This is a genomic window from Sphingobacterium sp. GW821-FHT03E03, from assembly GCF_059420745.1.
In genome coordinates this window covers 139,968-160,202 of the sequence record NZ_JBWKUH010000011.1, presented here as the reverse complement: position 1 = coordinate 160,202, position 20,235 = coordinate 139,968, and the positions used below count along the sequence as shown (strand labels likewise).

Sequence of the window (20,235 nt, the reverse complement as noted above, 5' to 3'; positions counted from 1 at the left end):
TCTAGACTTGTTAAAATTGATTCGCTAAAAATACGGATTTGCCTATTAGAAAGGGCGGTTTTAACCTAATTTAACAAGTTTATCTGCAATAGTAATGACTTAGGAAAGTATCTTTATTTTTTGTGCTACGTAGCGAGCAACGGGGAAATTCGAACAATTATTTTTAATAAATTGTATACACATGAAAAAAGCTTTTATTTATCTGATGACATTCCTGCCTTTGGCTAGTTTTGCGCAACAGATTCCAATGTTTGTTGGAACCTATACGAACAAAACAGAAAGCAAAGGTATTTATATCTATAATTTCGATACAAAAACGGGTGAAGCCACCTTGGTCAGCACCCAAGAAAGTAAGGACCCCTCTTTTCTGGCTCGAAATAATAATTTTGTCTATGCTGTCAATGAACTTCCAAATCAGGAGGGTACAGTGTCTGCCTTTTCTTTTAAGGATGGACAGCTGACTTTTCTGAACTCACTTCCTACGGGCGGGGAATCACCCTGTTTTGTTGAAGTGCATCCTAAAGGTAATCTATTGGCTGTAGCAAATTACACCGGCGGATCGGCGGCATTATTTGATCTCGAAACAAATGGTGTTTTGAGTAAAAGAAATCGACTGATTCAACATGAAGGTAAAGGTGTAGATCCAGTCCGTCAGGAGAAACCACATGTACATTCAACTTTTTTTTCCAGTAAGGGCGATCGTTTATATGTGCAGGATCTAGGGTTAGATCAAATTTCTGTATTTCCTGTTAATAAATCTGGAACTGCATATAGTCTCGCTGAAGAATCTGAGGATTTCTTTACACCCGCGGGTGGGGGGCCTCGTCATATTGCTTTTGATAAAAAGGAAAAATTTCTCTACGTCGTATTGGAAATGACCGGACAGGTTGCTAGCTATAAAAAGGAGGGTAATGACTGGATGTATCAGAGTACTTACGAAATCAACCCCGAGGGCTTCAAGGGACAAAATGGTGGGGCAGACATAAAAATTTCTGCTGATGGCAAATTTTTATACGCGACCAACCGCGGTGACGCAAATACAATAGCGACTTTCTCAGTGGAAAAAGACGGCGGGTTAAATAAATTGTCCAATACATCGGTAAAGGGGAAAGGGCCGCGGAATTTTAATCTTTCTCCCGATGGAAAATACTTGCTTGTGGCGAATCAATATACCAATAATATCGTACTGTTTAATCGAGATACAAAGACTGGATTGCTGACAGATGCTGGTAAAGAAATCAAAGTTCCGGCTCCGGTCTGTATTATATTTTAGTCTTTCGAGTCAAGGACGAAGAGGCTCATCTATTGAAAAGGTCTTATACAATTAAGGCATCAAAACCTGGTTTTGATGCCTTAATTGTTTGTGATGAACTTCTGTTGATAGTACTATTTTTGCGAATATCAACAGAAGAGTCTAAAAATCTTCTTTCCTACAATCTAGTTGGCCTTCTTTTTCCAGGTCGTTTAAGATTGTCCCTTTCCAGGTCTTTACACGCTGTATGTAAGCGGCCCGTCCAATCATATGGGCGGCAACAGGTGCGGTCAAGATTAAAAAGAAACCAATTGCTATTGCTTTGGTCGTCACGGACACGTCAGGGAAGGTCATTGCGGCGCAGATCAATAAGAGACCGACTCCTAAAGTTGCTGCTTTTACAGTTACTGAAAGGCGTAAATAGAAATCGGGCATCCTTAATATGCCAATCGACGCAAATAATATGGCCAGTGCGCCAATGGTGCTTAAAATTGCTAAAGTAATATCAGTCATCATTGCGTTGTTTTTCTAAATAAAATGAAAAGGCTATAGTTCCTAGAAATGCGATCAGTGCCAAAATCATCGCAATATCTAAAAATACTTCTTGTGAAGTTCGTATACTATAGACTGTAATAATTCCAATTCCAATTGTGATAATGAGATCCAGGGCAATGACGCGATCAAAGATCTGTGGACCTTTGTATAAACGGATAAAAGCCAGAATAACCGATAAGGTTAATATCGGGAGGATAACATAATCGAAGTAAGTAGTTAAAGTCATCGTAAGAGTTCTAAAAGTCTTCGTTCAACATTGTTTTTTAGCGTGGAGACAAATTGTTCTTTGCTCTTCATGTACATGACATGAATAAAAAGAGTTTTCTTATCCTCACTCACATCCAAAATAAGCGTACCGGGTGTTAATGATATAAAAGTTGAAAGCAAATTAATCTCCAGATCTGTCTTAGCATCCATCGGGTACTTAACGATCGCAGGTTTAATAAAAAACTTTGGGGTGATCACATCATAAGCAACCTGCACATTAGCGACAATCATTTCCCATAAGAAAAATAGAATAAAACTCACCGTTTTGGGAACACGATAGAAATAACGTTGATCGGCTTCATTTTTGTTCATGATCCAAAGAATCGCGAAACCAAGTAAAAAACCGAACATGAAATTCGTATAATACATTGATCCTGTCAGTGCTACCCAAATAAAAGATAGCATAAGGTTCATTAAAAACTGTTTTATCATATCAATTCTGCCCTCCTAATACAGCATTTATATAAGGTGAAGTATCCAGTAATTGTGTCGCTATCTTATCTGCAACATGTATAATGACTTCTGCATTAAATCCGATATAAAGGGATGCCGAAGTTAATATAATGACGGGCAAGAGTAGCATCGTTTTTTTATAGCCTATCATTCCAGCAAATTTATCTTCGATGATCTCAGGCTCGGGAGCATCCTTCCAAAATACTTGGGCCCACATTTTGGCAATAACATAGAGTGTAATAAAACTACCGATAATCAATGCTCCTGCGAAAGCATATTTTTCCAATTGAAAGGCATCTCTAAAAAGATAGATTTTGGGCCAGAAGCCCGATAAGGGCGGGATGCCGACCAGGGAAAAAAGTACGATTGCAAAAAGTAAAGAAATCTTTGGGTATTGCGCATATAGTCCCCCCAGCTTGTTCATATCCATAGTACCCCGAAGCTGACGAATAACACCTGCCATTAGGAACAAGTTGGTTTTTACCATAATATCATGAATAAGATAAAAAATAGCACCCAACAGCGCCCATTTGCTATATAAACCTAAACCACCAATCATAAAACCAATATGGCAAACAATCAAATAGGAAAATAACCTGCGGATATTGGTTTTAATCAATGCACCAAAGGCGCCCGTCAAAATGGTGAGTATCGCCAATATGACCAACAGTTCTTTGGTGAAATGGTTTGGAATAAACAATAAAGAGAATACCCTGAATAAGGCATAAATCCCAACTTTGGTCAATAGTCCTCCGAAAGTTGCGGCAACAGCTGAAGGCGGTGTATGATAGGAGGAGGGAAGCCAAAAATAAAGCGGGAATACAGCCGATTTGATTCCAAAGCCGATAAGGAAAAAAGTAGCTGTAATTTCAACGAGTGCCTGATTTTGTATCTTTGGGATACGTAGCGCAAGGTCAGCCATATTGAGGGAGCCCGAGATGCCATACAGGATACCGATTCCTGTCAAGAAAAAAGTGGAGGCCAATATATTCATGGCCATATATTTTACGGCACCTTCCAATTGCGATTTACGACCACCAAGCGTCATCAACACAAAGGAAGAAATAATGATCACCTCAAACCAGACATAGAGATTGAAAATATCTCCGGTCAAAAATGCTCCATTTAATCCCATCATCAAGAAATGAAAAATAGGGAAATAGCCGTATAAAATACGTTGTCTTCCAACGCCGACACAAGAAAAAATCGAAACTGCAAGTCCAGCAATTGAGGTGAGGACGACCAGGGTACTACTAAAAAGATCAGCGACAAAGACGATTCCAAATGGAGCTTTCCAATTGGCGGCATTCATGGTCAAGATTTCACCATCATAGACTTTGAAAAAAAGCTTAAATGCGAGAATAAGTGCCAAGAGGCTTCCACCGACGCTCAGAAAACGCTGCGCAGTAGACTTTCTCCAGAGTATTAGCTGGACAATAGCAATAAAAAGGTGCACGATAACCGTGGCAATAATCTGGTTGTCTATCATATATCTTCTTCCTCAGGCGTGTTCAAATTATCCAAATCATCTGTGCCCAGTAAAGCGTAAACGCGTTTAAGTAGTACAATAGCAAACGAAGTCAGTCCAAAACTGATTACGATTGCGGTTAAAATAAGAGCTTGTGGTATGGGATCGGCATAGATATCCGTAAATACCTTTAAGTCGGGGTCAATTATCGGTGGCTTGCCTTTGACAATATTACCCAACAGAAAGATCAATATATTGGTTCCGTTTCCCAATAACATAATTCCTAATAACAGTTTCACCATGCTGCGACGCAAGATGAGGTATATACCGGCGGCATATAAAATACCGATCAATAAAACGAGAATCAGCTCCATTATTCCTCTTCTGTATTTAAAGCAATTGTGAATAAAATAGTCAATACAACCCCAATGACGACAAAGTATACACCGAGATCAAAAAATAAAGCTGTGCCAATCATGCCAATGACTGGAATCTTTTCCTCCAACCAAAGTCCAGTCATAACCGGATAGCCAAAAAAGGTAGGTAGAAACATGCTCATAGCAGCAATTCCCAATCCAATGGGAATAAGGGATAAGGGTTTGTATTGAATGAGCTTCATGGTGTTTTGAGGGCCAAAAGCAAAACTATGCAACACAAAGGCTATGGATGCAACCAAACCACCTACAAATCCTCCTCCGGGATAGTAATGCCCCCGAAGCAAGAGAAATACCGAAAACAATAAAAGTATCGGTAAGAGATACCGCGTTGCGGTTTGTAATATGGTACTATTCATTTAGTATTGAGTAGTTAGATTTGAGTATTGAGATTTTGGTTGTGCAAGTCTGTGGCATTCCAACTGATTCTCTTTTTTTACTTAATTTTTAACCTTTTATTTTTATTCTTTATCAGATGATTTTAGACGTAATTTCAATAAACTGTACACTCCAAGTGCAGCGATGCTCAGTACCACAATTTCAAACATGGTATCAAAGCCTCTAAAGTCAACAAGCAGTACATTGACAACATTCTTTCCCTTGGCCAGTACGTATGCATAATCACCATAGAACTTACTGATATTGGTAGTTGTAGGTTCATGTAGTACACGTAAAGCAACCATAGATAGCATACTACCAAATATAATCGCGACCACTGCATCCCGAATGATGGTACGACGGTTTGCCAAGTTTAAAAAAGAAGGCAATTTGAACAAGACCAATACAAACAGTACAACTGTTAGGGTGTCGATTGTAAATTGAGTCATTGCCAAATCTGGAGCGCTATAAAAAACAAAGATGAGACATATTGCATAGCCAACAACACTAGTTGCTACGACTGCGGTTAACCTAGATGAAGTTCGGATCGTTAATACAATAGCGCCGATCAGAATACATACTGTTGTCACTTCATAAAAGCTAACAGGTGACAAGGTTTCCCATTTGATATGAAGTGGTCCGCCCAGGTATAATTGATAGCCAATCAATAATTCAGCAAACAAGATGATTTTCAAAAGATATGAACGTAGGTAACCGTTGTGCATCTTGTTTGTAAAAAAAGCGGAGAATAGGACAATCTCCTGTGCACAGACCTTAGTAATATTCTCTGGGGAAATTTTATCAAAAGTAGCAATCCATGCCAATTTCTTCCCACTTGGTTTGTTTGAAATAAATACAAGTGTTCCGACCACAATTGTTATGGCACTCAGTAAAAGTATCAGATTAAAACCATGCCATATTTTTAGATGAAAAACTTCCTGTTGAGCTAAGATACTATTTGCGGTTGGTCCGGAGATCCAGTCACCAATAAGGCCCGGAATACAGCCGAATATGACACCCAATGCGGCCAGTAGCAAAGGGGGAATCCACATGGATTTATAGGGTAGATGCACATGGGCGAACTGTTCCGGTAATTTGCCTGTAAAGGGTTTGATTCCGGCCATAAATCCAGCAGATACGAGGAGGATGTTGGTGAGGACTGCAGCTGCTGTCAAATAAAAGAATAATTGTGAGTCACTTTGTAAAGTGGCGTCGTAGATCAGATCCTTTCCGATAAATCCAAAGGTCAAGGGGACTCCCGCACTTGACAATGCTGCTAGAAACCCTGTAATCGCAACAGGGGCTAAGACCTTGCGTAATCCGCGCAAGACAGTTAAGTCACGTGTGCCGGTTTCGTGGTCGATAATACCCGTAATTAGGAACAAAGCTGCTTTGTATAAAGCATGCACAAGGATAAAGACACTGGCGGCGATCACTGCTTCCTTGGATCCAAGACCGAGTAAGAAGACCAAGATCCCCAATGCGGATATTGTAGAATAAGCAAGTACCCCCTTGAGATCCGTTCTGAAAAGTGAGTGAAATGCAGCGTAGAGCATCGTAATACCACCGATGATCATAAGCGAATATGTCCAGATCGGGTTTCCACCCAAGATCGGTGAAAAGCGAGCCAGCAGGTATATACCTGCTTTTACCATGGTGGCTGAGTGCAAATATGCAGATACCGGTGTAGGGGCTTTCATTGCCCCAGGCAACCAAAAATGGAAAGGAAATTGTGCTGATTTTGTGATGGCACCAAGCGCTACCAATCCAAAAATAAGGGGAAAGAGTGGATGTTGTTGAATCAAAGCAACCTTGCCCACAAGTTCGGTGATATTATACGTACCGGCGATATTGCCCATTAATATAAAGCCAGCAAGTAGAAAGAAACCGCCCAGGCCTGTAATGGATAGCGCGGTCATCGCACTCTTGCGAGAATCAGCGTTGTCATTGTTGAATCCAATTAGAAAAAAGGAACTAATAGATGTTAATTCCCAAAATATAAAAAGCAATAGCATGTTGTCCGAAAGCACCAGACCCAACATGGCCGACATAAACAAACAGAGGTAGCCGAAAAAACGGTCGATGTATTTATGTCCCTTAAGATAGGCATTTGCATAAAAAAAGATGCAGGCTCCAATTCCGGTAATCAATAATGTAAAGAGCAGTGACAGACCATCTAATTTGAAATCCAGATTAATGCCTAGCGAGGGGACCCACGCTGTCGACTGTACAAAATAAGATCCCTGACTAATGGGTATCACAAGTTTTATATAATACAGAAATAAGAGTACCGGTAAAAATGCGAGAATAAAACCCCATTTGGTTTTAAGGAATCTACCAAACGGAACAATAAGGCTCGATGTTATTAATCCTGATAGAACAGTAAATAGCATTTAGTCTTTGTTTAAATTTTTTGAAAGTCTACAATATAGTAAAAAAACTCGAAAAACGGGAGATTTTTGCATGTTTTGCTTAGTATAAATACAAAAAACTGAGGTTTTGTTTTTGTTGAAGGGAAGGTTTATTTATGGATGAAAGTGGAGCGGTGGTGAAAATAGTATTTGGAAAGGGATGGTGTTAATTTGTTGATAAGCAGTGTTTTAAGTATTGTTTTTGCAATATATGTAATAAACATGTTAATAATTGTTAAAGTAAGATTAAAATTCTATCTTTACGCTAGACTAGTTTACTGAACTCCATCAATAGTGACTAATCAATTGTTTTATACACCCGTTTTACGCTATGGGACCTGAAGAAAAGTTATTTAGACAGTATTATAAAAGCTTATGCCACTTTGCCTGGAAATTTGTAGGAGAATCATCTGTTGCAGAAGATCTGGTACAGGAAGCTTTTATTACATTTTTTAGGGAAAAACAGCGTATGGATGAATCCGAGAATTTTGTTCGCAATTATTTATATACTGCTGTCCGGTTTTCTTGTTTAAAATATATTCGACACGAGAAGGTAAAGGAAAAATATTGGTCGCAAGTTGGTTTTACGGAAGAAGACGATCATTCTGTTGAACTATCTATGATCCATACAGAAGTAATAAATGAAGTTTACCGAATTATTCAAGAGATGCCAACTGCCTGCCAGCAAATTTTCACGCTGGGATATTTAGACGGTTTGTCCAATTTAGAGATTACTGAAAGGCTTCAGATCAGTATTAATACCGTTAAGACACAAAAACAACGTGGTATGAAGATGCTACTTGAAAAGTTACATCCTGAATTTTTGCCCATTATTATTTTTTTGTTAAAATAATTTTAAATTCTTGTCACCCCATATTGATCTATAGGGTTTCTAACCTATAGATATGAAAGCTAATACCAATTACATAGCCAAATTAATTCAAAAGTTACTTCGTGGACAGGAAACTGTTGCAGAGCGTGATTCAATTGAGCATTGGCGCAAATCTGATAAAAGAAATGATAATCTGATTGAGGATTTTCGGGATGCAAAAAATATTGAACAAGACCTGAATTTTTTTGCAGATCTCGACGAGGGAGAAGCTTGGCGAAAAGTAGATGCTGTTAGACATATCAAAAAGATAAATTATTGGCCTTTTCTACGTATTGCTGCAGTTTTCGTGATGCTATTCGGTACGGCGCTATTTTACTTACGCCATAAGCAAACAAACGAATCGAGTAAAACAGCCAATAATAAAATTCTTAAAAAAGATATTTTGCCAGCACAGTCTGGTGCTTTACTGCTGATGGCTGATGGATCTGTTGTACCATTGGAAAGTTCTGTTAAAAACTTAGATCCAAAAATTTTTATAGCGGAGACTAAAGTGGGGGCTGGTCTAACAGCAACACCAACTACGGAGCCCTCAATCGAATACAATACATTAGTCGTACCGAAAGGACATTTCTATAAATTATCTCTGGAAGATGGTACACAAGTTTGGGTCAATGCAAATTCACAGCTCAAATTTCCTGTCAAGTTTGATAAAAATGAACGCCGTGTAATTTTAGATGGTGAGGCTTATTTTGAGGTCTCGCATGATACAAAGCGACCATTTTATGTCGAGTCTAAAGGGAATGAAGTCAAAGTATTGGGCACACATTTTAATATTAACGCCTATAACGCTGATGTGCGTACAACTCTTTCTTCTGGGCGGGTTCAGGTCAGTCATTCGGAAGAGGTATTATTTTTAGAGCCTGGGGAATATGCGAATCTTGCAAGCGGGAGACTGAGTAAAGGAAAGGCAGATTTAGAACACGATCTATCCTGGCATAATAATCAATTTTATTTTAAGAAAGAGACCATTGTAGAGATTGCATCCACTCTCTCCAAATGGTATGATATCCATGTTAAATTTAAGCAAGATGTGGCATTAAATAAAGTATATACCGGGAATTTTAAACGCGATGTTAAGCTTTCGGAAGTGCTAGAAATGTTGACCTATGTATGTAATCTGAAGTTTGAACTTAATGGAAAGGAACTAACAATAGAAAATAAATAAAAAAGGAGTGCTTATGTAATCAATCAATACCTAACCAATAGCCTAGAAAAAAATAGAACAGGAATGTTGCAGCATCCCTGTCCGTAGATGATTAAAAAGGCTAAAAAATTTAAAAAAGCGAATTAATTAAACCCAATTAACCACAAAGAGTAAATGTATGAATAACTTACCATTTGGCAAAACGTGGCGACTGATACCTCATGACCCGCGGTTTTGCAAACCTTTACGTATTATGAAAATTAGTACTTGCCTACTTTTCGCCTTTGTGACCGGAGTCCAAGCCAATGGCGTTGCGCAGAAAGTTACGTTGAAAATGAAAAATGCACGGATTGAAGAGGCGCTGAACGCGATTTCTAAACAGTCCAATTTGCAGTTGTTTTACGGAGAAAATATTGATTCCAAAGCGAGGGTCAATGTCAATCTGAAAGATGCTTCTGTAGCCGATGCATTAAATGCTGTTCTGAAAAGCAATAATATTGAGTATAAGATTATTGCTAACACGATTTCTGTCAATGGAAAAACGGTAGATCATGAAATATCTAATTCCTCACAACAGATGATTTCTGGAACTGTTAAAGATTATAGTGGGAAGGGATTGGCCGGAGCTACAGTGACAGTGATGGGTAGTTCTGTTTCCACTCAGACAGACGGAAGTGGGGGATTCAAAATAGTTGCGTCATCGAATGCTATTTTAGTGATTAGATTTCTGGGTTACGCATCTCTTGAAGTACCTGTGAATAACAGAAACACAATATCAATTGTATTAACTTCTGATGAAAAACAGATTGATGAAGTTGTTGTAACTGGGCTTGGTGGAAAAATCGACCGTCAGAATTTTACCGGTGCAACGGCTAAAGTAAATATGAAAGATATTGAATTAGGTGGACTGCCCGATCCCAGTCGCTCGCTGGAAGGGCGAGTCGCTGGTGTATCAGTGCAGAATACCACAGGTACATTTGGTTCAGCACCTAAAATTAGAGTTCGTGGTGCGACTTCAATTTACGGGAGTTCTAAACCGCTTTGGGTTGTTGATGGAATTATCATAGAAGATGTAGGGGATGTTTCTTCTGATGCACTCTCTTCGGGTGATGCCCTCACATTAATTAGCTCCGCAGTCGCTGGTCTAAATGCTAATGATATTGAGTCGTTTCAAGTATTAAAAGATGGTTCGGCAACATCTATTTATGGTGCACGTGCGATGGGCGGGGTGATTGTTATCACAACAAAAAAAGGAACTGTCGGCAGAAATTCATTTAATTATACAAATGAGCTTACTTCTCGAGATATTCCCTCTTATTCGAACTTCAATATCATGAATTCGCAGGAACAAATGTCTTTCTATCAATCATTACAACAGCGTGGATGGCTTAACCTTTCTAGTGTAGCAACGGCTTCAGAAAGTGGAGTGTATGGTAAAATGTATGATTTAATTAATAGGGGGCAACTAGAGAATACAGAATCAGCTCGGAATGCTTATTTGCGTCAAGCGGAATATCGTAACACGAATTGGTTTAAAGAATTGTTTAGTAGATCAATCATGCAAAACCATTCTATAAGTATGACCTCGGGTACAGATAAAGCACAATATTATACCTCATTAAGTGCAATTAACGATCCTGGGTGGACAAAGCAGAGTGGTGTTAAACGTTATACAGCTTTATTAAATGCAAGTTATAATTTACTGGATAATTTAAAATTTAATATGCAAGGGACCGGTTCCTATCGTGATCAACGAGCACCAGGTACATTAGGTCAGACAATTGATGTTGTAAGTATGCAGGTAAAACGGGATTTCGATATTAACCCTTATGCCTACGCGCTTAATACCTCCAGAACTTTGGATCCGAAGGAATTTTATACTCGAAACTATGCGCCATTTAATATTCTTCATGAGTTGAATAACAACTATATGGATATTAATGTCGGTGAATATAAATTTCAGGGAGAATTGTCTTGGAAAGTTCTGCCACAGTTGGAATTAACCGCAATGGGGGCGCTGCGTTATCAGCAAACATCGCAGCAACATTATGTGAAAGATGAATCCAATCAAGCGTTGGCGTATCGTTGGATGCCCACTACAATAATTAGGGATAAAAATCCATATTTATATAAAAATCCAGATGATCCTTATGCGGTACCAGTTTCAGTACTTCCTTATGGTGGTATTTACAATCGTCAAGATTACAAGATGACTTCTGAAAATTTCCGGTTTAACTTTAATTATAACAATACATTTAACGAGTTGCACAAATTGTATGTATTTGGAGGGGCGACGGTAAATAGTGATAAACGTAATAACGAGCGTTACAGAGGTTGGGGGATACAGTATAATTTGGGTGAAATTCCTTTCACGGATTATAAAGTTTTTAAGCAAGGACAAGAACAGAATACAGAGTACTTTAGGGTAATTAACACTCGAAACCGCGAGGTAGCCTTCTTTGGACAAGCAAATTATACCTATGATAATCGCTATACTATTAATGGTACACTACGTTATGAAGGTACGAATCGATTAGGTCGTAGTACTTCTGCAAGATGGTTGCCAACATGGAATGTGGCAGGACTTTGGAATATTCATAATGAGAAATTCTTTAAAGATTTAAATTCACCAATCAATACTTTATCATTAAAGGCTTCTTATAGTTTGACTGCTGATAGAGGACCATCTTTTGTAACAAATTCTAAGGCAATCTATGAGAGCTTTAATCCGTGGAGACCTAATACTGTAGATAAGGAAACAGGATTGCAATTGCAAGAACTTGAAAACTCTTTGTTAACTTATGAAAAGAAGAAAGAGTTGAATATTGGGGCATCAATTGGAATGTTTCAAAATCGTTTGGCAATTGACGTTGATTATTATACAAGAAGGCAACATGATTTAATTGGAGAAACTAATACGCAAGGCTTAGGGGGACAAATTAGCAAGTATGGTAATGTTGCTAAAATGAATTCTCATGGCCTTGAATTAAGTGTTTCTGGTGTTATTATGAGAGAGGGGGATTTTACTTGGAATTCTAATTTTATTTTTACCAGAGCTGTAAATAAAATTACGGAAATGGAAAATCACAAACGTGTTTTGGACTTGATCTCCGGCACTGGTTTTGGTATAAAAGATTATCCTGTAAGATCAATGTTCTCTATCCCTTTTGAACGTTTAGATATCAATGGATTACCTGTTTTTAGAGGGCCGAATGGTCCGACAACTACAGGTATTTATTTTCAGGAACGAGATAACATTAGTTATTTAAAATATGAAGGTCCTACTGAGCCAACAACAATGGGAAGTTTGGGAAATATTTTTGGATATAAAAACTTTAAGTTAAATGTCTTTTTTACCTATTCTTATGGAAACGTTGTTCGGCTTGACCCAGTTTATCAGACCAACTATTCTGACCTAACAGCAACTACACGTGAGTTTTATGACGCCTGGACGGTTCCTGGTGATGAATTGAAAACCAATGTGCCGGTGATTATTGATAATCGTTTTATCCGAAATGATAGAGATTATCGGTATGCTTATAATGGTTACAATTATTCAACGGTGAATATTGCCAAAGGTGATTTTGTTCGTCTAAAAGATCTTTCCTTGAGTTATGACTTACCAAAAGATGTCGTGAATTCATTTAAGGTATCCTCATTAGGATTTCGTTTTAACGTTACCAATTTATGGTTGATTTATGCGGACAAAAGATTAAATGGACAAGATCCTGAATTTATTAATGCAGGGGGAGTTGCGTTGCCAATACCTAGGCAATATACTTTAACAGTACGTTTAGGATTATAATACTTCTAACAATGAAAAAAAGATTTTTTAATATACTGATGTTATCTGGTGTTATTTTATTGGCATCTTCATGTAATAAATATTTAGATGAATTACCAGATAACCGTGCGGAACTAAATAATACGGAGAAAATAGCAAAAATGCTAGTTTCTGCTTATCCGCAAAGTAACTATGGAACCATGGCCGAACTGTCATCAGATAACACAGACGATTATGGTGTTACGAATCCTTATTCCAGTAGAATTCTCGAACAAATATATAACTGGGAAGATCAAACTGAAAATGACGATGATGGTGCAAATAAATTTTGGGAGGCCTCTTATTCTGCAATTGCTAGTTGTAATGCCGCATTAGCCGCAATTGCCGAATCTCCAAATCCTGAGGCTTTAAAAGCACAAAAGGGAGAAGCACTTGTGGCTCGGGCATACAATCATTTTATGTTAGTCAATATCTTTGGTTTACATTACAATAAATCAACTTCCAAAACAGATTTAGGAGTTACTTATATGCTTAAACCAGAAACAACACTTAGTCCTAAGTATGAGAGAAATACTGTGGCAGAAGTGTATGAATTAGCAGTAAAAGATTTGGAAGAAGGCATTCCATTAATAGATGACTCAAAATTTGCGAGTAGTTCTGCAGCAAAATATCACTTTAATAAAGCGGCAGCTTATACTTTTGGAGCCAGATTATATCTTTACATGGGAGAATGGCAGAAAGCGGCTGATTACGCTTCGAAAGCATTAGGTAACCCGACTGAATCATTGAGAAATTATGCGCAAGTAGCAGCTTTCGCCGCGGTTTATTCAAATACAGCTCGGGAATATAATTCTAGCTCTCTGAAAGCTAATTATTTGGTTCTGACTTCATATTCAGCTATAGGTCGTACTTTCGGTGCCTTCTATGATAATTCAAGATTTAATCATAATGGATTTATTGCTAGTAAGGAAACACTTTTTACAATTCCTCCCTATCTGCTTAAAAGCTACTGGCCTCTTATTGATGCAGGTGGAACAGCTCATAATTCAGCAAACTATAGAATTAGGGCGTATGTGTATGGCGGTACCAATTTGGATAAAACACTGCTACCTCATACTGCTTATCTAGCCGAAGTTACAGATCCTGTAGCAGGAATCGGATATTGGCGAGCACTAATTACAGAATTCACATCAGAAGAAGCATTATTAACTCGTGCGGAAGCAAATATTCAGTTGAAAAAGTATACAGATGCATTGTCTGATATGCAATTATGGGCAGGGAATACAGTCAACTTTGCGACTAATATGACTGTAGATCTAGTCAATGATTGGGCAAACCATTTTGCATATTATACTCCTACAGCACCAACACCTAAGAAAAAATTCGATAATAAAGATTATCAAATTGAAACAGGAACACAAGAAAATATGTTGCATGCTGTATTATTTATGCGACGCATCCAAACGTTGCACACAGGTTTAAGATGGTTTGATCTTAAGAGATATGGTATTGAGGTAAATAGGAGGACAATGTCCGGTGGCAAAGTTGGTTCTGTTTCTTCTAATGTATTAAAGGCAAATGATAAACGTAGAGCTATTCAATTACCTATGGATGTCATTAGTGCAGGCTTAACCCCAAATCCGAGATAAAAATGAAAAAAATAAGAAATATTGTTTATGGCGGCCTATTATTGGTTAGTTTTACTTATTCTTGTCAAAAGGAGGATAAACTAGATTCCAATAGTGTATTTGTTGACTCTAAAATCGAACAGAATGATTTAGATAAATATATCTATAGTCATTTTATAAAACCGTACAATGTTGATATCCTGTACAAGTACGTCGATCGAGAATCTGATTTGGATTACCATCTTGTGCCTGCACCCTATGAATCGTCTGTAAGGTTAGTGAAATTAATTGAATATCTTGGTTTTGAACCCTATAATGATATTACAGGTAGTAAAGAATTTCTCCGATCAAATTTTCCTAAAATATTAAATTTTATTGGTTCCGTTGCCGTTCGAAATAATGGAACAGTGGTACTGGGAACAGCTGAAAATGGAGCGAAGATGACTTTGTATGATTTATTGAATTTGAATGCTACATCTGGAAAAGATCCAATTTTCTTGAATGACAGATTTTTTAAAACAATTCATCATGAATTTCAGCATATCCTAAATCAACGAAAACCTTTTCCTACTGATTTTGCCGCAATTACAGGAACGACATATGTCAACGATTCTTGGAATACAATCTATCCGCCTGGAAAAGAAGGTTTAGCAGTAGCAGCAGGTTATGTATCTCCTTACGCATCAAATTCACCGGAAGAAGACTTTGCAGAATTATTTTCTTTCTATGTCTCTAGAAGTCAGGCCGATTTTGATGCTAGATTAAAAGTGAAGGATGCGACAGATGCTGGTAGAGCCATTATATCGCGTAAACTTAATATAGTGAAAACATATATGAAGGATGCTTGGGGAATTGATATGGATACTCTGCGTGGGAATATTCTAGATAGAATGGCAAAATTGGATAATTTTGATCAGACAACCATTTAAAACACAAATTATGAAATATAATTCATTTTATATAATATTTTCATTACTTGTTGTATTAACAAGTTGTGACAAAAAACGTGATCGTTTCTTTGAGGATAATCCGACTGAACGACTGAATCTAAGTGTTGATAACGCTTACAAAGTTTTAAAATCTCAATCGGACGGCTGGATTATGCAATATTATCCAAGTGCTGATCTTGAATTCGGTGGTTATAATTTGTTTGCTAAATTCACCTCAGATGAAAAAGTAGATCTTCAAAGTGACTATATACCTATTATTGATGATAATACAATAGAGGGGTGGAGACCAAAACCCTATGCCGTTTTTTCGAGTAGCTATAAGGTGTATCCTGGAGCTGGTCCTATATTTACATTTGACTCCTATAATGAGGTGATTCATTATTTTGGACTTCCCGGCTATTATACGGATGAAGGTGCTGTTGATAGCGGTACAAAAGGAGACTTCGAATTTCTGATATTGAAAGCGACCGCCGATTCAGTAGTTCTTCAAGGACGTAAGACCATGAATAGAATTGTAATGCTACCCGTAAAATCAGATATTGCAATCTTAGCAAAGAAAATGCAACAAAATGCAGCAAAATTTGATGCTTTTGAAGAGTATGCTGTCGAGGTGGCAGGGAAGTCCTATGACGCATTTCCTCCTTCTGATTTAAAACGAGCGTTTGTATTTGACGATCCAGAAGATGAGAATGTGTATGCATACGTATATACCGAAACTGGTTTAGAATTTTATAAGGAATTTTCGATAAAAGGGGTGAAGGTTAAAAAAATGACTTATGTTAATGCAACCACCGCCTACCCAAATGGATATTTTGAAAATCCAGAAAAGACTGTGAAATATATTCCAATGGGATAGTTTAATTGTTTATGTTTATTTAATGGCTCTTCCGTCCTTGTATGGAGGAGCTATTTTCATTCTTAAAGTATGAATGATTCAAACTTAAAAATAGTATTAATTGGTTCAATAAGTAGCTTAGTTTATGTGTTGCTTTTAATAGCTCATTTTTACCTCATTTCTACAATACCTGAAAATATAGAAACTGTAATTGGTGTTATTGTTGAATTGTTTACAATCCCTATATTAGTTTTAATATTGATCTGTATCGGGATCTCTTTTTACCACGTTTTTGTGAAAAAGCAAAATAAGCCTATATTTTTCGTAACCTTATTTTGCAATTTTATTAGCGTCTTCTTGTTATTTTTTGGTGAAAATTTCTTTATGTGAATACAAAGAATTTTCTTTCTCAAAAGAATGTATTAAGATAATGTAAGGAACTTGGTGTTTAAAATTAGAAAGATGTTAATTATAAAAAGTCGTTATAAGCTATTTTTAGGATACTGTCTAACAATGCTTGTTATTATTATTGGTCAGGAATGCACAGACTATTATTTTCGAGATGAAGTTAGAGAATATACTTCAGGTTGGATGGCGTCAGCATTTGTATGGATAATCCTTGGTGGTTTGACCCTAACATTTATTGATGGGAGGACTAGACAAACTAAATCAAATAAATAGCTTCAGTTTATAAACATGATAGGTACGTATGATGCTGGTTCTTATATCTTGGTAGCATGTTATTAATTATAAAATTTCTTTCCGAAAAATGTAATAAAATAGTGTTCTGAAATGTCATTCGTTAATGAACGTTGTAGAGCATTCTATATAATTTAAACTAACATTTTTTGAAATTTTATGAAATATATTGTAAGCGTAGTATTATCCCTATGTGCTACAAACCTAGTTGCGCAAGAAAAAGAGAATAAAATTAAGCATTTACCGGTTGAAGTGATCTATTTCGGCGGAATTCAATTTAACAACGCGAGTAATCTGAATAGAATCTTAAGGCAAGAAGGGGTTGGAAAATTTCCAGGCTTTGGGTGGAATGCTGGTGCAGGCGTAGCTTACCGTATCAAACAAACTCTAATCGGAGGCAGTCTTAGTTTATCCACAAATAGTAAGAAAGATAATACACTGAACACTGGGGATATCATCGTATAAGTTGCAACCAATGCGGTTCATGCCGGCAATCTAATAGTAAGTCCACAGCTCGGTGTTGGGAGCCAATGGTCCACTTTTACAATTCAAAAACACAATCAGTCTGGTTCATTTGATGACTTCCTAACTTCCGCATCTAATCAGACTCAAATGGAGCATAATGCAGTGATTGTAGATTTCAATATTACACTGAAGTCAATGAATAAAAACAGAACAATATTTTACCCCGAATGTAGAGTTGGCTATAAATCCTCCATAACAAAAAATGAATGGAAGATTATCGGCGCAAAAGCCACAAATATACCTTCAGATAGATTAGCAAGTTTCTATGTACAGCTAGCATGGGGAATTGGTCGATAATAGAAAAAAAGACCTTTGCGGCCAAATTATAAATAAAATATTTATTTCAGATATCCTAAAATAGGATGTCTTACGACTAGTGAGACTGTGCAAGTGACATGTCTCGCTAATGTTTTGTGACAATCAAATCCCAAATGATTGATATTTTTTCATTGATAATTTATTCCTCAACTTTTTGTAAATATTTTGTTTTTAATAACCTTAATGCGATTTCTTTTTGTTTTTATTTCTGGTATAAATCAATTATTGGAACGTAAAATAGATAAAAATTGGATTTTGGAATATATTTTTTGTGAATAATAAAAAATATTAGTCATTTTTATGACACAGTTATTTTGAATCTGTGATCACTTGTACCTAACATCCTAAACTATAGTATCTATGAAATGCAATAGTACTGCGGATATCGATGTAATCTAAACTATGCAAAAGGAAGAAATATTATTCAAGACACATTATAACGGGCTTTGTCATTTTGCTTGGAAGATATTGGGAGATCTCACCACAGCAGAGGATCTCGTACAGGATTCATTTATTGCTTATTTTAAGAATACAGATCAGGTTAGTTCCAATGATATTGCAATAAAGAATTATCTCTATAGTTCTGTCCGTTTTGCTTGTTATAATCATATTCGGCACGAAAAAGTAAGACAAAAGTATTGGAATGTAGTTGGTTTTAGCGAAGAAGATAATACAGCACTTGAATTAAACATGATTCATAGTGAAGTTATTCAAGAGATATACAAAATCATTGAACAAATGCCCGCCTCCTGCCAGCAAGTCTTTCGATTGGGATATCTCGAAGGTTTATCCAATCTGGAGATTACGAAAGAATTACAGATTAGTATTAATACTGTAAAAACACAAAAACAACGCGGCATGAAAATGCTGCTAAAGCGCCTAAACCCTGAATTTCTCCCTCTTGTTATTTTTTTGTTAAAAAATATTTAAATTCTTGTCACCCCTTTTTCCGTCTTGCGTTTCTTTAGTATAATATATGAAAGAAAACACAGGACATATTGCGAGCATTATCCGAAAGTTCCTTAGTGACCAATTGACTATAGAAGAGCAAATTGAACTTGACGAATGGCTGAATGCTAATGCACAGAATAGACAAATTTTGGAATCATTTCGTGATGCGAGAAACATAGAAGAAGATTTGTCCATTATTCGGCAATTGGATTCGAATAAGGCATGGGATAAGTTGAATAATAAAAATCGCAAAACCATAAAGCCATTTGGGAAATGGTCGTTAGGAATAGCTGCATCAATTATTTTTCTAATGGGTACTTTCCTATTCTGGAAAGCCAAGTTTTCGCAAGGTCATTCTGAAAGAATACATGTCGCTATTAATAAAAAGCAAGATATTGCACCAGCGACAAGTGGAGCAGTTTTAGTATTGGCCGATGGAACGAACGTGCCGCTAAATGGAGATTCAACAAAAACCTTGAGTAAAAACAATAATTTGATCGGTAATGGTAGCGAATTAATCGTGAAAGATATTGATAAACCGATTCCCTCTCAGTACAATTTGCTAATTGTGCCAAAGGCTAGTTTTTATAAAATGACTTTAGGTGATGGAACGAAAGTATGGGTAAATGCGTTGTCCCAATTGAAATTTCCTTCCCAATTTTCGACTACTGAACGAAGGGTTTTTTTAGATGGAGAAGCCTATTTTGAAGTAGCACATGATCCAGATCATCCATTTATAGTAGAATCTAAAGGGAATGAAATTAAGGTATTGGGGACACATTTTAATGTGAATTCCTATACCGATCTAGTGCGTACAACATTAGCGGAGGGACGGGTAGAAGTATGGCAAGATAATCAGCATGTTGCCCTCTCACCGGGAGAATATGCGGCCGTCTCCAAGGGGCGTCTGATAAAGGGAAAAGCGAATTTACAGCAAGATCTATCCTGGCATAACAATGAGTTCTATTTTAGAAAAGAAACAATTGTGAATATTGCACATCAATTATCAAGATGGTACGATTTGGATGTGAAATTTAGAGGAAATGTACAGATGGATAAAGAATATACTGGAAGTATTGAGCGCGATGTCAAACTATCGCAGGTCCTGGAGATGTTGTCCTATGTTAGTGACCTAAAATTTGATGTGGATGGTAAAAAATTGACTATCGAGACAAAAAACTAAAAATTATACAGAGTTTTCACCAATACCAAATGCTTATGATAAATTAATAACTAAACCAAATGACCTAATAAAAGAGAACAGGAATGTTGGCGCATCCCTGTTCAGAAA

17 protein-coding genes are annotated in these 20,235 nt (G+C 37.0%); 10 read left to right on the top strand and 7 right to left on the bottom strand.

The annotated features are described in order from the left end of the window. Positions 1-181: 181 nt before the first annotated feature. The gene (locus AC07UV_RS14290) at positions 182-1,273 is read left to right on the top strand and encodes a lactonase family protein (RefSeq protein ID WP_495184240.1); all 1,092 of its coding nucleotides are present in this window, start codon (positions 182-184) and stop codon (positions 1,271-1,273) included. A 141-nt stretch (positions 1,274-1,414) separates the two neighbouring features. On the opposite strand, the gene mnhG is transcribed toward AC07UV_RS14290, so the two are convergent. The 7 genes from mnhG to AC07UV_RS14255 all read right to left on the bottom strand — a co-directional run bounded on the left by mnhG (position 1,415) and on the right by AC07UV_RS14255 (position 7,200). Next, positions 1,415-1,768 (bottom strand): monovalent cation/H(+) antiporter subunit G, encoded by a 354-nt coding sequence (gene mnhG / locus AC07UV_RS14285; protein WP_259180156.1) that lies wholly within the window; start codon positions 1,766-1,768, stop codon positions 1,415-1,417. Beyond that, positions 1,758-2,033: a monovalent cation/H+ antiporter complex subunit F gene (locus AC07UV_RS14280; RefSeq protein WP_259180157.1), complete on the bottom strand. Its 276-nt coding sequence runs from the start codon at positions 2,031-2,033 to the stop codon at positions 1,758-1,760. The genes mnhG and AC07UV_RS14280 overlap by 11 nt, the downstream gene beginning before the upstream one ends. After that, the gene (locus AC07UV_RS14275) at positions 2,030-2,488 is read right to left on the bottom strand and encodes a Na+/H+ antiporter subunit E (protein WP_223581930.1); all 459 of its coding nucleotides are present in this window, start codon (positions 2,486-2,488) and stop codon (positions 2,030-2,032) included. Before AC07UV_RS14275 ends, AC07UV_RS14280 begins: the two co-directional genes overlap by 4 nt. A gap of 19 nt (positions 2,489-2,507) precedes the next feature. Then, entirely contained in the window at positions 2,508-4,016 is a 1,509-nt protein-coding gene (locus AC07UV_RS14270) for a proton-conducting transporter transmembrane domain-containing protein (RefSeq protein WP_495184239.1), read from the bottom strand. Then, positions 4,013-4,369, bottom strand: coding sequence for a Na+/H+ antiporter subunit C (locus tag AC07UV_RS14265; RefSeq protein ID WP_495184238.1), 357 nt, complete (start codon positions 4,367-4,369; stop codon positions 4,013-4,015). Before AC07UV_RS14265 ends, AC07UV_RS14270 begins: the two co-directional genes overlap by 4 nt. Further along, complete coding sequence (locus AC07UV_RS14260; protein ID WP_495184237.1) at positions 4,369-4,788, bottom strand: Na+/H+ antiporter subunit B; 420 nt, start codon at positions 4,786-4,788, stop codon at positions 4,369-4,371. The genes AC07UV_RS14265 and AC07UV_RS14260 overlap by 1 nt, the downstream gene beginning before the upstream one ends. Positions 4,789-4,890: 102 nt before the next feature. After that, entirely contained in the window at positions 4,891-7,200 is a 2,310-nt protein-coding gene (locus tag AC07UV_RS14255) for a putative monovalent cation/H+ antiporter subunit A (protein ID WP_495184236.1), read from the bottom strand. 349 nt (positions 7,201-7,549) lie between these two features. Between AC07UV_RS14255 and AC07UV_RS14250 the strand changes: the two genes are divergently transcribed. The 9 genes from AC07UV_RS14250 to AC07UV_RS14210 all read left to right on the top strand — a co-directional run bounded on the left by AC07UV_RS14250 (position 7,550) and on the right by AC07UV_RS14210 (position 20,127). After that, positions 7,550-8,071, top strand: coding sequence for an RNA polymerase sigma-70 factor (locus AC07UV_RS14250; RefSeq protein ID WP_282252167.1), 522 nt, complete (start codon positions 7,550-7,552; stop codon positions 8,069-8,071). A gap of 52 nt (positions 8,072-8,123) precedes the next feature. After that, positions 8,124-9,275: a FecR family protein gene (locus tag AC07UV_RS14245; RefSeq protein ID WP_495184235.1), complete on the top strand. Its 1,152-nt coding sequence runs from the start codon at positions 8,124-8,126 to the stop codon at positions 9,273-9,275. Positions 9,276-9,507: 232 nt separating this feature from the next. Then, the gene (locus tag AC07UV_RS14240; RefSeq protein WP_495184234.1) at positions 9,508-13,059 is read left to right on the top strand and encodes a SusC/RagA family TonB-linked outer membrane protein; all 3,552 of its coding nucleotides are present in this window, start codon (positions 9,508-9,510) and stop codon (positions 13,057-13,059) included. A gap of 11 nt (positions 13,060-13,070) precedes the next feature. Continuing rightward, positions 13,071-14,687 carry a RagB/SusD family nutrient uptake outer membrane protein gene (locus AC07UV_RS14235; RefSeq protein ID WP_495184233.1) on the top strand — a complete coding sequence of 539 codons (1,617 nt, stop codon included), beginning with the start codon at positions 13,071-13,073 and terminating at the stop codon, positions 14,685-14,687. A 2-nt stretch (positions 14,688-14,689) separates the two neighbouring features. Continuing rightward, a complete protein-coding gene (locus tag AC07UV_RS14230) occupies positions 14,690-15,595 on the top strand; it encodes a zinc-binding metallopeptidase (protein WP_495184232.1) in 906 nt (301 codons plus the stop codon). 10 nt (positions 15,596-15,605) lie between these two features. Then, positions 15,606-16,472 carry a DUF4302 domain-containing protein gene (locus AC07UV_RS14225; protein ID WP_495184231.1) on the top strand — a complete coding sequence of 289 codons (867 nt, stop codon included), beginning with the start codon at positions 15,606-15,608 and terminating at the stop codon, positions 16,470-16,472. 837 nt (positions 16,473-17,309) lie between these two features. Further along, entirely contained in the window at positions 17,310-17,615 is a 306-nt protein-coding gene (locus tag AC07UV_RS14220) for a hypothetical protein (RefSeq protein WP_495184230.1), read from the top strand. Between the two features lie 780 nt (positions 17,616-18,395). Beyond that, the gene (locus tag AC07UV_RS14215) at positions 18,396-18,923 is read left to right on the top strand and encodes an RNA polymerase sigma factor (protein WP_495184229.1); all 528 of its coding nucleotides are present in this window, start codon (positions 18,396-18,398) and stop codon (positions 18,921-18,923) included. Positions 18,924-18,969: 46 nt separating this feature from the next. Beyond that, the gene (locus AC07UV_RS14210; protein ID WP_495184228.1) at positions 18,970-20,127 is read left to right on the top strand and encodes a FecR family protein; all 1,158 of its coding nucleotides are present in this window, start codon (positions 18,970-18,972) and stop codon (positions 20,125-20,127) included. The last annotated feature ends 108 nt before the right edge of the window (positions 20,128-20,235 follow it).

Excerpts from the sequence above, each read along its gene's own strand:
- AC07UV_RS14290 (WP_495184240.1), top strand. The coding sequence starts at position 182 with ATGAAAAAAGCTTTTATTTATCTGATGACATTCCTGCCTTTGGCTAGT.
- mnhG (WP_259180156.1), bottom strand. The coding sequence starts at position 1,768 with ATGATGACTGATATTACTTTAGCAATTTTAAGCACCATTGGCGCACTG.
- AC07UV_RS14280 (WP_259180157.1), bottom strand. The coding sequence starts at position 2,033 with ATGACTTTAACTACTTACTTCGATTATGTTATCCTCCCGATATTAACC.
- AC07UV_RS14275 (WP_223581930.1), bottom strand. The coding sequence starts at position 2,488 with ATGAACCTTATGCTATCTTTTATTTGGGTAGCACTGACAGGATCAATG.
- AC07UV_RS14270 (WP_495184239.1), bottom strand. The coding sequence starts at position 4,016 with ATGATAGACAACCAGATTATTGCCACGGTTATCGTGCACCTTTTTATT.
- AC07UV_RS14265 (WP_495184238.1), bottom strand. The coding sequence starts at position 4,369 with ATGGAGCTGATTCTCGTTTTATTGATCGGTATTTTATATGCCGCCGGT.
- AC07UV_RS14260 (WP_495184237.1), bottom strand. The coding sequence starts at position 4,788 with ATGAATAGTACCATATTACAAACCGCAACGCGGTATCTCTTACCGATA.
- AC07UV_RS14255 (WP_495184236.1), bottom strand. The coding sequence starts at position 7,200 with ATGCTATTTACTGTTCTATCAGGATTAATAACATCGAGCCTTATTGTT.
- AC07UV_RS14250 (WP_282252167.1), top strand. The coding sequence starts at position 7,550 with ATGGGACCTGAAGAAAAGTTATTTAGACAGTATTATAAAAGCTTATGC.
- AC07UV_RS14245 (WP_495184235.1), top strand. The coding sequence starts at position 8,124 with ATGAAAGCTAATACCAATTACATAGCCAAATTAATTCAAAAGTTACTT.
- AC07UV_RS14240 (WP_495184234.1), top strand. The coding sequence starts at position 9,508 with ATGAAAATTAGTACTTGCCTACTTTTCGCCTTTGTGACCGGAGTCCAA.
- AC07UV_RS14235 (WP_495184233.1), top strand. The coding sequence starts at position 13,071 with ATGAAAAAAAGATTTTTTAATATACTGATGTTATCTGGTGTTATTTTA.
- AC07UV_RS14230 (WP_495184232.1), top strand. The coding sequence starts at position 14,690 with ATGAAAAAAATAAGAAATATTGTTTATGGCGGCCTATTATTGGTTAGT.
- AC07UV_RS14225 (WP_495184231.1), top strand. The coding sequence starts at position 15,606 with ATGAAATATAATTCATTTTATATAATATTTTCATTACTTGTTGTATTA.
- AC07UV_RS14220 (WP_495184230.1), top strand. The coding sequence starts at position 17,310 with ATGAAATATATTGTAAGCGTAGTATTATCCCTATGTGCTACAAACCTA.
- AC07UV_RS14215 (WP_495184229.1), top strand. The coding sequence starts at position 18,396 with ATGCAAAAGGAAGAAATATTATTCAAGACACATTATAACGGGCTTTGT.
- AC07UV_RS14210 (WP_495184228.1), top strand. The coding sequence starts at position 18,970 with ATGAAAGAAAACACAGGACATATTGCGAGCATTATCCGAAAGTTCCTT.